13 protein-coding genes are annotated in these 15,300 nt (G+C 38.2%); all 13 read left to right on the top strand.

The window, feature by feature from the left end; translation table 11 throughout:
* Positions 1-40: 40 nt before the first annotated feature.
* The 13 genes from BBF96_RS08480 (at position 41) to BBF96_RS08420 (ending at position 15,299) form a co-directional block, all read left to right on the top strand.
* Positions 41-1,597, top strand: coding sequence for an IS1182 family transposase (locus tag BBF96_RS08480; protein WP_127016740.1), 1,557 nt, complete (start codon positions 41-43; stop codon positions 1,595-1,597).
* Between the two features lie 301 nt (positions 1,598-1,898).
* Positions 1,899-2,861, top strand: a complete 963-nt coding sequence (locus tag BBF96_RS08475) for a GntR family transcriptional regulator (protein WP_127016739.1) — start codon at positions 1,899-1,901, stop codon at positions 2,859-2,861.
* 12 nt (positions 2,862-2,873) lie between these two features.
* Positions 2,874-3,683, top strand: a complete 810-nt coding sequence (gene murI / locus BBF96_RS08470) for a glutamate racemase (protein ID WP_127016738.1) — start codon at positions 2,874-2,876, stop codon at positions 3,681-3,683.
* A gap of 27 nt (positions 3,684-3,710) precedes the next feature.
* Entirely contained in the window at positions 3,711-4,127 is a 417-nt protein-coding gene (gene glmS, locus BBF96_RS08465) for a methylaspartate mutase subunit S (protein ID WP_127016737.1), read from the top strand.
* Positions 4,128-4,139: 12 nt separating this feature from the next.
* Complete coding sequence (gene glmL, locus BBF96_RS08460; RefSeq protein ID WP_127016736.1) at positions 4,140-5,540, top strand: methylaspartate mutase accessory protein GlmL; 1,401 nt, start codon at positions 4,140-4,142, stop codon at positions 5,538-5,540.
* 34 nt (positions 5,541-5,574) lie between these two features.
* Positions 5,575-7,026 carry a methylaspartate mutase subunit E gene (locus BBF96_RS08455; protein ID WP_127016735.1) on the top strand — a complete coding sequence of 484 codons (1,452 nt, stop codon included), beginning with the start codon at positions 5,575-5,577 and terminating at the stop codon, positions 7,024-7,026.
* A gap of 39 nt (positions 7,027-7,065) precedes the next feature.
* Positions 7,066-8,319: a methylaspartate ammonia-lyase gene (locus BBF96_RS08450; protein ID WP_127016734.1), complete on the top strand. Its 1,254-nt coding sequence runs from the start codon at positions 7,066-7,068 to the stop codon at positions 8,317-8,319.
* 281 nt (positions 8,320-8,600) lie between these two features.
* Complete coding sequence (locus BBF96_RS08445) at positions 8,601-9,962, top strand: acyclic terpene utilization AtuA family protein (RefSeq protein ID WP_127016733.1); 1,362 nt, start codon at positions 8,601-8,603, stop codon at positions 9,960-9,962.
* A gap of 12 nt (positions 9,963-9,974) precedes the next feature.
* Positions 9,975-10,301: a DUF4387 domain-containing protein gene (locus BBF96_RS08440; protein ID WP_164730972.1), complete on the top strand. Its 327-nt coding sequence runs from the start codon at positions 9,975-9,977 to the stop codon at positions 10,299-10,301.
* Between the two features lie 300 nt (positions 10,302-10,601).
* The gene (locus tag BBF96_RS08435; RefSeq protein WP_127016731.1) at positions 10,602-12,119 is read left to right on the top strand and encodes an ABC transporter substrate-binding protein; all 1,518 of its coding nucleotides are present in this window, start codon (positions 10,602-10,604) and stop codon (positions 12,117-12,119) included.
* Between the two features lie 297 nt (positions 12,120-12,416).
* On the top strand, positions 12,417-13,382 hold the full coding sequence (locus BBF96_RS08430; protein ID WP_127016730.1) for an ABC transporter permease: 966 nt from the start codon (positions 12,417-12,419) through the stop codon (positions 13,380-13,382).
* 16 nt (positions 13,383-13,398) lie between these two features.
* Positions 13,399-14,283: an ABC transporter permease gene (locus BBF96_RS08425; RefSeq protein ID WP_127016729.1), complete on the top strand. Its 885-nt coding sequence runs from the start codon at positions 13,399-13,401 to the stop codon at positions 14,281-14,283.
* A 26-nt stretch (positions 14,284-14,309) separates the two neighbouring features.
* The gene (locus BBF96_RS08420) at positions 14,310-15,299 is read left to right on the top strand and encodes an ABC transporter ATP-binding protein (RefSeq protein ID WP_127016728.1); all 990 of its coding nucleotides are present in this window, start codon (positions 14,310-14,312) and stop codon (positions 15,297-15,299) included.
* Position 15,300: the final 1 nt, after the last annotated feature.

The following is a 15,300-nucleotide window of genomic DNA, read 5'->3' as shown; positions in this document are numbered from 1 at the left end:
TTATAAAGACAACACCTTTTTTTTATGGTAAAATATAAATATGAAGAGGAAAAACCATAATAAAAAGACATTTATTGAATATAATATGAATCAGACAATGTTGCCTTTGAGTTTTGATGTGTTTATTCCTGAGAATCATTTAGTAAGGGTGGTAAATTCAGCTATAGAAAGGATGAATATTGAACCCCTGCTTGAAAAATATAAAGGTGGGGGTAGAAGCAGCTACCATCCGAAAATGATGCTTAAGGTTATAGTATATGCCTATACTCAGAGAATATATTCATCAAGACGAATTGCCAAGGCACTTCGGGAAAATATTTATTTTATGTGGCTTAGTGGTAACAATAAACCTGATTTTCGGACGATAAACCGATTCAGATCAGAGATCATGAAAGATGTTATTGATGAGGTATTTGCATCAGTATTGGAACTTCTTATAGAAGAAGGATATGTAAAGTTAGAGAATTACTTTTTAGATGGTACAAAAATAGAAGCTAATGCAAACAAATATAGCTTTGTCTGGAGAAAAGCGACAAAGAAGTACAAAGCAAGGCTTAGGGCAAAAATTAATGAACTTTTAAAAGAGATTGAGAAAACCAACGAAGAAGAGAATAGATTGTATGGGGATAATGACCTGGAGGAGATGGGTGAAGGAAAAGAAATAGATTCAAAGAAACTCGAAGAAAAAATTAAGGAACTTGAAGAACGTCTAGAAAAGAACTCCAAAAACAAGAAGTTAAAGAAAACAATTAAAGAGCTCAAGACTAAATGTCTTCCTCGAATGAAAAAATATGAGCAGCAGGAAGAGATTTTAAATGGACGAAACAGTTATTCTAAAACAGATACTGATGCAACTTTTATGAGAATGAAAGAAGACCACATGAAAAATGGGCAATTGAAGCCCGCATATAATGTTCAGATAGGTACAGAGAATCAGTTTGTAGTTGGTTATAGTATTCATCAAAGGCCGGCAGATTCAAGATGCTTAATACCTCATTTAGAAAAAGTAAAAGAAGTTACAGGTAAGATTCCGGAAAATGTGATAGCTGATTCAGGTTATGGTAGTGAGGAAAATTATGATTACTTAGAGAAAGCCAATACTAATATTTATGTTAAGTATAATACTTTTCATAAAGAACAAAAGAAGAAGTTTAAAAATGATATATTTAAAGTAGAAAACTGGCCGTATGATAAAGAAAACGACGAGTTTATTTGTCCTGCTCAAAGAAGACTCATTTACTGTAAGACAAAAGAAATTAAGACTGAAAATGGATATACTAAACAAATTAGATATTACAAATGCGAAAATTGTGATGAGTGTGAGTTAAAAGAAAATTGTACCAGGGCCAAAGGTGATCGAGTAATAAGAATAAATTTTAAATTACGTGAATATAAGCAAAAGGTAAAGGAAAACCTTTGTTCCGATAAAGGTATGAAACTCCGTTCTCAAAGAGCAATTGAAGCGGAATCTGTCTTTGGAAGGATCAAAGGTAATTGGTCATTCCGGAGATTTCTGCTTCGTGGCCTTGAGAAAGTAAAAATTGAATGGGGTTTACTGTGTATAGCCCATAACCTGGCTAAACTGGCAACAGTATAGAATGTCAGGTATGGGTTTTTATTTTCTTAACAGAAAAATTTTCAATGAATTTAAAATGAACAATGAAAAAAGGGGCCATGCCCAAAAGTAATTAATTACTTTTGAGACAGCCCCATTCTTTTCAATCTCACTAAGATGGTTTAACGAAAAATTTCTATAGCGCTCAAAATTAGCTTTTTGCAGTAAAATCATTTTATTAAAATTTTTAAAACACAGCAGGAGTTTTAAAAAAAATATCGAACCGGTAAAATAAAATGGACTAATGGATTAGTCCAATTGGGTAGGAAGGAGGGAGATTAATATGGAGTTTCGCATAGATCGGAAAAGTGGAGTACCCATTTATATTCAACTCAAAGAGCAGATTAAAAGTATGATTGACCGTGGAATATTGGTACCGGGGGATAAATTACCTACCGAACGGGAACTGGCAGAAAAGTTACAGATCAGCCGCAACAGGGTTAGTGTAGCCTATAAGGAGTTAGAAGATGAGAATATCATTGTCTCAAGGCAGGGTAGGGGAACCTTTGTGGCAGGTGAGATTGCCGGTGTTAAAGAACCCGGTCGTAAGGACAAGCTTTTAAAGATTATAGATCTTGCCCTGGAAGAAGCAATGGAATTGGGATTTTCCTTTGATGATTTTTTAACTATTGCCTATGTGAGAGCAAAGGAAAAAGAAGCACAGATGAGTCAAATTAAAGTGGCCTTTGTTGAGTGCAATAAAGAACAATTGGATTCACTATTGAAGGAGATTGATCTAGGGCCAAAGGTGAAAAAATTGTCCTATCTAATTCAGGAAATCAGAAAAGAACCGGTCCGACTAAAGGAAGCATTGAGTGCTGCAGATTTGATAGTAACTACCCGATTCCACTTTCAGGAATTGAAAAAGTTTTTGGCTGGGATGAATGTAGAACTTTTAGAAATTGCTTTTGAACCAAAGATGAGTACTATTATTAAATTGGCGCGGATTCCAACAGGGATTCCCGTGGGGCTTATCTGTTCAACTGAAAATTTTGCAAAAGAAGTGGAAAAAACTCTTAACCGGATTGGTTTGGGTAATGTTGAGTTAAAAGTAAATACTAATGAAGAAGAGGAAGTATTAAGGAAATTTATTCAAGGCTTAGACTATATTATTGTATCACCTCACCGTTATCATCAGGTAGCTATGTTGGCCCAGGGGGAGAAAGAAATTATTGAATTTGCATCATTGCCGGATCATGGCTCTACAAAGATGCTGAAAATGGCTATGTTAGATCTGAAGAAATAGGAGGGAATGTAGATGACTAGAGAAAGCCCAATCGGCTTTTTGGACTCCGGTGTTGGAGGACTTACCATCACCAGTGAGGTAGTTAAAAGACTTCCGGGGGAGAATATCATTTATTATGGTGACAATTTACATATTCCCTACGGGTCAAAACCTCAGTTAGAGGTAAGGGAGTATGTACTTACAATTATTGAGTATCTTGTATGTGAAAAAAAGGCTAAATATGTTGTAATCGCCTGCAATACGGCAACTGTAGCAGCAATTGATACGGTGCGGGAGAGATTTGATGTACCGGTGATTGGCCCGGTTGAAGAAGGGGCAAAAAAAGCAGTAAATTCTTCGAAAAACCAGAAAATCGGCCTTATTGCTGCTGAAGGTACTGTAAAAAGTGGTGGATATCAGAATGCGATTCATAAATTAAACCCTGATGCAGAGGTGGTAGCTGTTCCTGCACCAAAATTGGTCCCATTAGTCGAGTCAGGTAAATTATATGGCCCTGAAACGGAAAAAGTTTTAAGAGAATATTTGACTCCAATTTTGAATGCTGGATGTGATTCCATCATTCTTGGATGTACCCATTATCCTTTTTTAACCGAATCCATTGAGAAAGTAAGTGATGGTCAGCTTAAGATTATTTTCCCAGGTACAGAGATTGCAAGAAAGATTGAAAATGATCTTAAAGCAAAAAATCTCCTTAATACTGCTGAAAAAGGTGAAGAAATCTGTCTAACCAGTCAGTTGGACAAAGTTTCTAAAGAGTTTTTGCAAATTGGACGCAAAAAGTTAGGTATGAAGTTAGAGTTTAAAGAATTAAACCTATTTTAAAAAATTTTGATTAGGGTGGGATTTATAATGGAAAAGAAAACACTTGTTCTTGGAGTTATTGGGGCAGATGTTCATGCAGTGGGTAACAAAATCCTGGAATATGCATTGACAGAAGCCGGGTTTAAAGTGGTAAATATTGGTGTAATGGCTTCACAGGAAGAATTTATTAATGCAGCTATTGAGACCAATGCAGATGCCATTCTGGTTTCGTCCCTTTACGGACATGGAGAATTGGATTGTCAAGGTTTTCCTCAAAAATGTAAAGAGGCAGGTCTAGATGATGTACTTCTTTATGTGGGAGGCAATCTTGTTGTTGGAAAACAGGATTTTGAAGAAGTGAAAAAGCGCTTTTTAGAAATGGGTTTCCATAGGGTTTATCCACCGGGAACAATGCCCGAGACAGCTATTGCTGATTTGAAAAAGGATTTAGGGATTGAAGATTAAGGAGTGGTAGAAATGAAAACTGCTCTATTGATGGATATTGGCAGTACCTATACTAAAGTAAGATTTTTTGATCTGGAGTGTTTGGAACTGGTGGCATCAACCCGGGCCCATACAACGGTGGAAACAGATGTAACTATCGGTATTAATAAAGCATTGAGCCAGTTAAAGGAACAGGGAGTTGATTGGGAAAAGGCTACTTATCGTTTGGCCTGCAGTAGTGCAGCTGGAGGGCTTAAAATGGTTGCCATTGGTCTGGTTCCTGAATTGACAGCGGAAGCGGCCAAAAGGGCAGCTTTAGGAGCTGGAGCCAAAGTTCTTAAAGTCTTCTCTTATGAACTAAGTGATAGGGAGATGGCTGAGATTCAGTCTTTAGAGCCTGATTTAATTCTTTTGGCGGGCGGAACTGATGGTGGAAATAAAAAGGTAATTTTGCATAATGCAAAAGTACTGGCCCATTCATCTTTAGATGTTCCCATCGTTGCTGCCGGGAATAAAAGTGTTGCCCATGAGGTGGAGGAGATTCTTGCTAAAGCCAATAAAGATGTCCGGGTAACGGAAAATGTTATGCCGGAATTAGATAAATTAAACATTGAACCTGCACGTGAAACTATTCGTCAGGTATTTCTGGAACGAATTATAGAGGCTAAAGGATTGGAAAAGGCACAGGAATATGTGGAAAATTTGATGATGCCAACACCTGCTGCAGTACTTGCTGCAGCTCAGTTGATGGCAGATGGTACTGATGATGAAGAAGGTTTGGGGGAATTGATGGTGGTGGATGTGGGTGGTGCGACCACAGATGTCCATTCATTGGCCAAAGGTGATCCAGCCAAATCGGGAGTAAACTTAAGGGGATTACCTGAACCCTATGCCAAACGAACAGTGGAAGGAGATCTGGGGATGCGTTATAGTGCCCAGGCCCTATTGGATGTGGTAGGTGTCAAATTGCTGAAAGAAGCTCTAAAAGAGATGGGATTTGAATTATCCAGTGATGAAATCAAAGAAAAGGTATACCGATTAAGTAAAGATGTAGAATATCTTCCTCAAACTGAGGTAGATAAGGCTTTGGATACGGTTATTGGTTGGGCTGCTGTAAAATTTGCGGTTAAGCGCCATGTGGGGAGAGTAGAAGTAATTTATACACCTTTTGGAAGTAGCTATCTGCAATATGGTAAAGATTTAACTCCTTTGAAGATAGTAATTGGAACCGGTGGTGTAATTGTAAACCACCCAGAACCTGGAAAGATTTTAAAAGGTGCTATCTTTGATGATAATGATCCTACACTCTTAGCTCCCCAGAATCCACAGTTCTGGATTGATAAACAGTATATTCTTTCGGCAGTAGGCCTCCTGGCTGAAAGAGATCCATCTGCTGCGTTAAAGATTGCTAAAAAATATATCAAACCTTTATGACGAGATAATCTTTTCACCAGGGAGGAATGATGTTATGGAATTGCGTAACAGGAAATGGGATCTTGACTATTTTAATCAGATTCGGGAAGAAGTCTTAAAAATGTGGCCTACCGGTGCTGAAGTAGATTTAGAAGAGGCAGTTGCTTATCAAAAAGAGATTCCTGCCCATAAGCGATTTAAGGATGTATTAGCCAGAGCCAAAAAAGAAGGTAGAACCTTGATTCAACCCCGGGCAGGTGTAGCACTAATCAATGAACACATTGATTTATTAAAATACCTTCAGGATGAAGGAGAAGCTGATTTATTGCCAACAACCATTGATAGTTATACCCGCCAAAATCAATATGAAGAAGCACAGCGGGGGATTGAAGAAAGTCGAAAAATGGGACGTTCTATGTTAAATGGATTTCCGGCAGTTAATCACGGTGTTGCTGCATGTCGGAAAGTTGTTGAATCCCTGGATAGACCACTTCAGGTTCGGCATGGAACCCCTGATGCCAGATTATTGGCTGAAATTACCCTTGCAGGTGGTTTTACCGACTTTGAAGGTGGTGGAATCTCCTACAATATTCCTTATGCAAAAGATGTTTCAATAGAGAAGACATTATTTTACTGGCAGTATGTTGACCGGCTTGTCGGTCTGTATCAGGAAAAGGGAGTAGAGATCAATCGGGAACCCTTTGGTCCTCTTACCGGAACTCTGGTACCTCCTTCTATCTCCCATGCAGTTGCCATTCTGGAAGGATTATTGGCTGCTGAACAGGGAGTAAAGAACCTGACATTAGGTTACGGTCAGTGTGGAAATCTGATTCAGGATGTTGCTGCTATCCAGACCTTAGAGGAACTGGCCATCGAATACTTTAATAAATTTGGCTATACCGACTGTCAGTTAACTACAGTTTTTCATCAGTGGATGGGTGGATTCCCTCAGGATGAAGCTAAAGCTTTTGGGGTTATTTCCTGGGGAGCAGTAACTGCAGCACTGGCGAAAGCTACCAAAGTAATAGTTAAAACTCCTCATGAGGCACTGGGAATTCCAACCAAAGAAGCAAATGCCGCAGGCTTAAAGGCCACAAAACAGGTAGTAAATATGCTTCGTGATCAGAGTATTGAAGATACAGAAAAGCTTTTGATTGAAAAAGAGATGATCAAAAAAGAAGTTCGGGCTATCATCGATAGAGTTCTGGATTTGGGTGAAGGTGATTTAGTACAGGGAATTATCAAGGCTTTCCAGGCAGGAGTCATAGATGTTCCCTTTGCGCCATCCCGCTATAATTTAGGTAAGATTCTGCCGGCCCGGGATAATAATGGTGCAGTACGGTTCCTGGAAACTGGTAATCTACCTTTTGATGCAGAGATTAAAGAATTCCATGAGGCCAAATTGGCTGAACGGGGCCAGGTAGAAGGTCGTGAACCCAGCTTCCAGATGGTAATTGATGATATCTATTCTGTCGGTAAAGGTATGCTGGTAGGAAGACCGCGGTAGTATTAGAATCTAAACAGGATAATGTTGGAGGGATTTGAGATGAAGATTAAAAAAGTGATTGCTTCACCGGGATTAACCGGATTTTACTTCGACGATCAAAAAGCAATTAAAAATGATGCTAGAGAAGATGGATTTGCTTATCTTGGGGAGCCGATGACTCCAGGATTTTCTGCTGTGCGGCAGAGGGGTGAGTCGATTTCTGTAATGATAATATTGGAAGATGGACAGGTTGCTTATGGAGATTGTGCTGCAGTGCAATATTCGGGAACAGGAGGGCGTGATCCTCTCTTTTTGACGGAAGATTTTATTCCCAGGATTGAAAAATATGTTGCCCCCATCCTTGAGGGGCGAGAGTTGAACAGTTTTAGAGAATTGGCTTATGAGATTGAGCACTTAAAGATTGATGGGAAACGGGTTCATACTGCAATTCGCTATGGGCTGACCCAGGCCCTTTTAGATGCAGTGGCCCGAGCCAGAAAAGTGACTATGGCGGAAGTGATTGCAGAAGAATATGGTTTAACCTTAGAACCTCAACCTGTTCCTATATTTATCCAGACTGGAGATGATCGGTATATAAATGCTGATAAAGGAATTATTAAAAGAGCTGATGTTTTGCCTCACGGCCTCATTAACAATGTGAAAACAAAGTTGGGTGCCAAAGGTGAGAAGCTAAAGGCATATATAGAGTGGTTGAGAGATAGGATTAAGCAGTTGGGTGGAGACGATTATAAACCTGTTCTGCATATTGATGTATATGGGACCATTGGACTTGCATTTAATGATGATTATACTGCCATAGCAGAATATTTAAAGACTTTAGAAGAAGCGGCAAAGCCATTTAAATTGCGGATTGAAGGCCCTATTGATGCCGGAAGTCGTGAAGGACAGATTGAAGCAATGAAAAAGTTATTGGCTGCCTGCAAAGAGAGAGATGTAAATGTAGAACTGGTAGCTGATGAGTGGTGCAATACCCTTGAGGATATTAAACTCTTTGTAGATGAAGAAGCCTGTCATATGGTACAGATTAAGACTCCGGATTTGGGAGGAATTAATAACGTTATTGAGGCCATACTTTATTGTAAAGAGCATGGGGTGGGTGCTTATGAAGGTGGAACCTGTAATGAAACAGACCGCTCTGCTCAAATCTGTACCAATATCGCCATTGCTACCCAACCAACCCAGATTCTGGCCAAGCCCGGAATGGGAGTAGATGAAGGTCTTATGATAGTTTATAATGAAATGCAGCGTGTTATCACATTGATTAAAGCTCGAAAAGAGGGGGTAATAAGTTAATAAAAGATTTTACTGCAAAAAGCTAATTTTTCGCTTCAAGAGAAATTTTTCGAACCATCTAAAGTTCGATTTCAGTCGAAATAAGGCACACTAATCAATGGGTCCTCCTGACCCTTGATTAGCTCATCACATCCTGTGATGAGGCCTTATTTCGACTGAAATCTCACTAAGATGGTTTAACGAAAAATTTCTATGTCGCTCAAAATTAGCTTTTTGCAGTTTAATCATAAATTTATTTCGGTCTCTTGGTGTTGTATGAGATTTTATAAGGAGGTACCGTTATGGGCAAAGAGATTCGTGTTTTATCACCCACCGCTATTTTAGGATACGGCTTTCCTATAGAATCATTTAAAAAGGGTCTGGCAAAGAATCCTGATTTGATTGCTGTTGATGCAGGATCTACAGATCCTGGACCTTATTATCTCGGTGCAGGTAAATCGTTTACTGACCGTACTGCTGTCAAGCGTGATTTAAAGCTGATGTTAAAAGCGGGTGTAGAGCGGAAGATTCCCGTTATTGTAGGTACAGCGGGAGGTTCAGGGGCAAATGAGCATTTAAACTGGTGTCTTGATATTGTGAGGGAGATTGCGAAAGAAGAAGATTTACATTTTAAATTGGCCTATATCAATAGTGAGATTGATAAAGAGACATTACGTAGTTATTATGATAAGGACCGGGTATTACCCTTAGAACATGATGAGGATAATTATCTGGCTGAATTAGATGAAGCAGTTCGGGTTGTTGGCCAGATGGGAGTTGAACCTATTATTGAGGCATTGAAAAATGATGCTGATGTGATTATTGCTGGCCGGGTTTATGACCCGACTGTCTTTGCTGCCATGGGGATTATGAAGGGTTTTGATCCTGGACTGGCTTTTCATATGGGTAAGATTCTGGAATGTGCAGCCATCGCTTCCGATCCTGGAAGTGGAAGTGACTGTATGTTTGGAACTTTAGGTGAAAATTACTTCATTTTAGAGCCTTTGAATGAGAAGCGGAGATGTACCACTGTCTCTGTAGCAGCTCATACTCTTTATGAAAAGAGTAATCCACTGAAATTGCACGGCCCAGGAGGAGTCCTTGATCTGACAGGATGTAATTTTGAACAGTTGGATGAAAGAAGAGTAAAGGTGACAGGAAGTCGATTTATTCCAGGAGAGCAATATACTATCAAATTGGAAGCAGCCCGTCTTATAGGTTACCGTACTCTTTCTATTGCAGGAACCCGGGATCCAATTATGATCAGCCAGATTGATGATATTATTAAAGCTGTTCGGAAGACAGTGGAAGAAAACTTTGATGATATAGATCCTTCCGATTATTCGCTTATTTTTAAGATTTATGGTAAAAACGGTGTCATGGGTGATCTGGAGCCATTAAAAGGTGTAATTAGCCATGAGTTGGGAATAATCATTGATGTGGTGGCAAAAACTCAGGAACTGGCAAATACAATCTGTAGTTTTGCCCGTTCTACAATGCTTCATTATGGTTATCCTGGCCGGGTGGCTACAGCCGGAAATCTGGCTTTTCCCTATTCACCTTCTGATCTGAAAGCAGGGGAAGTATATGAATTTTGTCTAAATTACCTTCTTATAGTGGATGATCCATTGGAACTTTGCTCCATCCACTATGAAGATATGTAAGGGGGTATGGCCATGACTAAGCGGAAAATTACCGAACTGGCTGCTGTAATTAGAAGTAAAAATGCAGGGCCATATCAGTTGACTTTTGATTTTATTTTCAAATCTGATGAGATATATCAGAAGGTGAAAGAGTCTAATGTGATTACTCCTGAGTTAATTGCCCGGCTATACAATATCCCGATCAAGAATGTTATTTCAGTAATCAATTATGATCCAGCGCGTGCAATCAAAGCTACCATTGTTCGTCCAAGACCTTCTGGGGCTTTGGGTGAAACAGATGTGTATGGTGCACAGCAGCACGCACCACTTTTAGATATTGAGATTCCATGGGAAGAATAAATATGTAAAAGGACCGTCAATCATTCGAGATTGGCGGTTTTTTTAATTATATAGTCTTTAAAAAAATTGATAATCAATTACCAAAAAACTATTTGAAAATACTAAATATTATAACTTTTTAAAAACGGGCAGGACTTTTACGAAAAAAAGTGAATAGTTATGTAACATTTTTATATTAATTGAGGGTTTAATAAAGAGGAGGTGATTAGTGAAAGGATTTTTAAGTGAGTAGAAGAGTAGTTAGTAAAGTAGTAAACATGATAGCGAAAAAAAATATAAAGAATGTAGGAGGCGAGAAGTATGCAAAAGAAGTTATCTTTAGCTGTTATTTTTACTTTCATCACTTTTGTAGTTGGTTTTACCTTTAGTGTACAGGCGGAAAAAAATCAAATTATTATTGCTACCAGTTCAGATGCCCTCACTTTAGATCCTCACATGTTTAATGAGACCCCCACTCTTTCCATTAATTCAAATATTTTTGAAGCATTAACTGAAGTTAACAGTAAAATGGAGATAGTTCCTGGGTTAGCAGAATCCTGGGAGAATCCCGATGATCTCACCTGGATTTTTCACCTTCGTCGAGGGGTTTATTTCCATAATGGTGATACATTTGATGCAGAGGATGTTGTGTTTACTCTAAATCGGGTTATGAACCATCCAAAATCTCAGTTCAAATCCAATTTCTCAACAATAACTTCAGTAAGGGCAATCGACCCTTATACTGTTGAGATAAAAACAGAATATCCTTTTCCCGTTTTACCGAGAAAATTAAAAAGTGTGTTTATTTATTCAAAAGAGTATGTAGAAGAGCATGATGATCAGTATCTGGCCCTTCATCCAAATGGAACTGGCCCTTATAAGTTGGAAAAATGGGTTAAGGATAATGTTTTGGTTTTAACTGCATTCGATAAGTATTGGAAAGGTAAAGCTGAAATTGAAAAAGTTGTTTTCAAACCAATTCCCAATGCAGCGACCCGGGTTGCGGCTTTGATGAGTGGAGAAGTAGATATTCTTATTGATTTACCAGTTCGGGATGTTGAAAAGATTAAAAAAGCTAAAAATATTCATGTAATTGCTAGACCAAGTTTGCGATTGATCTTTTTGGGTATGAATACAGAAAAGGGTCCATTTGCAGATCTTCGAGTTCGTAAGGCGGTATATCATGCGATTAATGAAGATGAGATTGTCCGATATGTGATGAACGGTCATGCATATCCAGCAGGACAATTTTTCCCCGAGACCGTTTTTGGATATAATCCCGAAATTAAGCGGCTTGAATATAACCCTGAAAAGGCCCGTGAATTATTAAAAGAAGCTGGATATCCCGACGGATTTACTATTACTCTGGATGCTCCAAATGATCGTTATGTTAATGATGCTCAAATAGCTCAGGCTATAGCTATCCAATTGGCAAAAGTAGGAATTAAAGTTAATTTACAGATTCAACCAAAATCTTCTTATTTCAAGAAAATACTGGCCAGGGATACAGATTTTTATCTGTTAGGCTGGATGAATTCAGATGGAGATGGAAGCGGAACTTTAGAAGGACTTTTACACACTCCTGAGGGTAGGTATGGACGATTTAATATGGGTAATTATAGCAATCCTGAAGTTGACCGTCTAGTAGAAGAAGCAGCTAGAACAATAGACCCAGAAAAGAGATTAAAAATTATGCAGCAAGCTGTTAAAGTTGCTATAGAGGATGTAGCACAAATACCTCTCCATTATCAAGAAGATATTTATGCTATTGCCGATTATGTAATCTGGACACCAAGGCCTGATAAATATATCAAAGCTTATGAGATTAAATTAAAATAGCTTTTATACTTAATTTATGAGGGATTTTACTGCAAAAAGCTAATTTTTCGCTTCAAAAGAAATTTTTCGAACCATAGAAATTTTTCGAACCATCTAAAGTTTGATTTCAGTCGAAATAAGGCACACTAATCAAAGGGCCCTCCTGGCCTTTGATTAGCTCATCACATCCTGTGATGAGGCCTTATTTCGACTGAAATCTCACTAAGATGGTTTAACGAAAAATTTCTATGTCGCTCAAAATTAGCTTTTTGCAGTTTAATCATAATTAATCTATAGAGTAGTTAGGAGGGAGTAGAGGTGTTGGAATATATCAGTAAACGTATCGGACAGATTATACTGGTATTATTTGTTATTACAATTCTCGTTTTTTTGATGATGCAGGCAGTTGGTGATCCAATTGCCAATCTTTTACCCCCTGATGCTGAACCCTGGGAAGTGGAAGAGATGAAGGTTGCTTTGGGATTAGATAAACCTTTATATATTCAGTATATTCTTTTTTTAAAAAATGCACTTCATGGGAATCTGGGAGTTTCTTTTTATCATCAGGTACCAGCTCTTAAGTTGGTAATAGAGAGGTTACCTGCTACATTGGAGCTAGCTATTATTGCAATTATTATATCTATTGTGATTTCCATTCCTGCTGGAATTTATACGGCGGTTAAACCTGATAGTTTTTTGACCCGAATTATTATGTCCGGTTCCTTGCTAGGAATTTCATTACCGACGTTTTTAATTGGTATTTTGTTTATTTTGGTCTTTTCAGTGAATCTATCCTGGCTCCCATCTTCTGGACGTGGGGAAGTTATTCATGTTATGAGTTTTGATATAAGTCTTTTAACTCTTGATGGATGGAAGCATATCTTAATGCCTGCGGCAACCCTGGGTTTTTACATGGTGGCAATGCTGATTCGTCTGGTTAAAGCGGGTATGGAAGAAACTTTGCAACAGGATTACATTAAATTTGCCAGAGCCAAAGGAGTGCCAGAGAGAATTATTACTTTAAAACACGCTCTAAGAAATACCATGGTACCTGTGGTTACAGTTATTGGTCTTCAGCTGGGGAGGTTAATTGCGTTTTCGATGATTACTGAAAAGATTTTTGCCTGGCCTGGCATTGGAAAGTTAATTTTAGATTCGATTCATAGGGTTGATAGACCTGTGGTTATGGCATATCTTTTAATTATCGCTATAATCTTTGCTTTTATTAATTTAATTGTAGATGTACTTTATCTTGTAATTGATCCGCGGATAAAACTAAGCTGAGAGTGGGGGTGACAGGATGAGGAAAAGATTAGCAACACTTTTGGATTCGGATCTGGCATATGACTATTTTCAAAATAAAACAGTGATAATTGCCTCAGTAATTTTGTTACTGATTATTCTAGTAAGTATTTTTGCACCATTTATAGCTCCTCATAATCCATATGATTTATCTTCTTTATCTTTGATGGATAGTTTGCGTCCCCCTGCCTGGATGGAAGGAGGGGTAGCAAAATTTCCATTAGGGTCTGACCTTCAGGGGAGAGGAGTTTTAAGTACTATTTTATATGGAACCAGGATTTCTCTGGTTATCGGTTTTGCTGCCATGATTCTGGGTGGCGTTATTGGAATTATTTTAGGCTTGATTTCCGGTTACTTTGGTGGTAGATTGGATTCTTTTATCATGAGGGTAGCAGATATTCAGCTTTCGATTCCAACAACGTTGATTGCAATTACGGTGATGGCTTTTTGGGGTAGGGGTGTACTTAAACTTATTATTGTTATTGGTCTGGCCGGTTGGGTAACTTATGCCAGGACTGTAAGGGGAGCAGTTTTAACAATTAAAGGAAGTGAATTTATTGAAGCTGCAAAGATAATTGGGGTTAGTAAATATAAGATTATGCTTAGACATCTTTTACCAAATATTATGACTCCGGTGATTGTAATTGCCACTGTACAGGTTGCACAGGTTATTATGCTGGAAGCAACACTGAGCTTTTTAGGTTTGGGAGTTCCTTTAACAAAACCATCCCTTGGATTGATGATTGCAGAGGGTTATAAGATGCTTTTTAGCGGATATTGGTGGTTGGTAGTTTTTCCTGGAACAATGCTCTTAATGATTGTTTTAAGTATTAATATTCTGGGTGATTGGCTTCGTGATACTTTAAATCCAAAGCTAAAATAAAATTCCAGTAGAGAGAAGGTGAGTAGATGAAAAAGGAAGTATTGCTTGATGTTAAGGATTTAAAGACCTATTTTTATTCCAGACAGGGAGTAATAAAATCTGTTGATGGAGTGAGTTTTCAACTTAAAAGAGGAGAAGTTTTAGGATTAGTAGGTGAGTCTGGTGCAGGAAAATCTATTACAGGTTTTTCAATTTTAAGATTGATTAGCCCTCCTGGGAAAATTGTCAATGGAGAGATTTACTTTTTAGGAAAGGATTTATTAAAAATGAAAGAGTCTGAAATTGAAAAGATTAGGGGAAATAGAATTTCAATGGTTTTTCAAGACCCCATGACTTCATTAAATCCTCTTTTGACCATTGGTGAGCAGTTGATGGAGGTTTTACGTTATCATTTAGGGATGAAAAAAAGAGAAGCTAAAGATCGGGCCATTGAACTGTTAAGAATGGTTGGAATCCCATCTCCAGAAAAACGTTTGAAACAATATCCGCATCAGTTTAGTGGTGGAATGAGGCAGAGAGTAGTAATTGCTATAGCAATGGCCACCAATCCGGATTTGATTATTGCAGATGAGCCAACTACTGCTCTGGATGTAACTATCCAGGCTCAGATTATAAAATTGATGCAGGATTTAATTGCTGAATATAAAACTTCAATGATTCTGATTAGCCATGATCTGGCAGTGGTATCAGAGATAGCAGATAAGATTGCTGTTATGTATGCAGGAAAAATTGTTGAATATGGCCCAAAAGCACAGGTGATAGGAAATCCTAAGCATCCATATACTCAGGGATTACTCAACTCACTGCCAAATTTTGATCAAAAACAGAAAAGGCTCAAGCCAATTAAAGGGGTTATGCCAAATCCGTTAAATCTTCCAGCTGGTTGTAAATTTAAACCCCGCTGTCCTGAAGCAAAAGTCAAATGTGATGTTATGCCTGAACTTAAAGCAGTTGGAGAGTCTCATTGGGTTGCATGTCATAAACTTTCGTTACAGGCTATAAAAGAGGTGATTTAAG

Origin of the sequence: Anoxybacter fermentans (assembly GCF_003991135.1) — a bacterium.
In the GTDB taxonomy this organism is placed as follows: Bacteria; Bacillota; Halanaerobiia; order DY22613; family DY22613; genus Anoxybacter; species Anoxybacter fermentans.
This window is presented reverse-complemented; position numbering and strand designations above follow the sequence as displayed.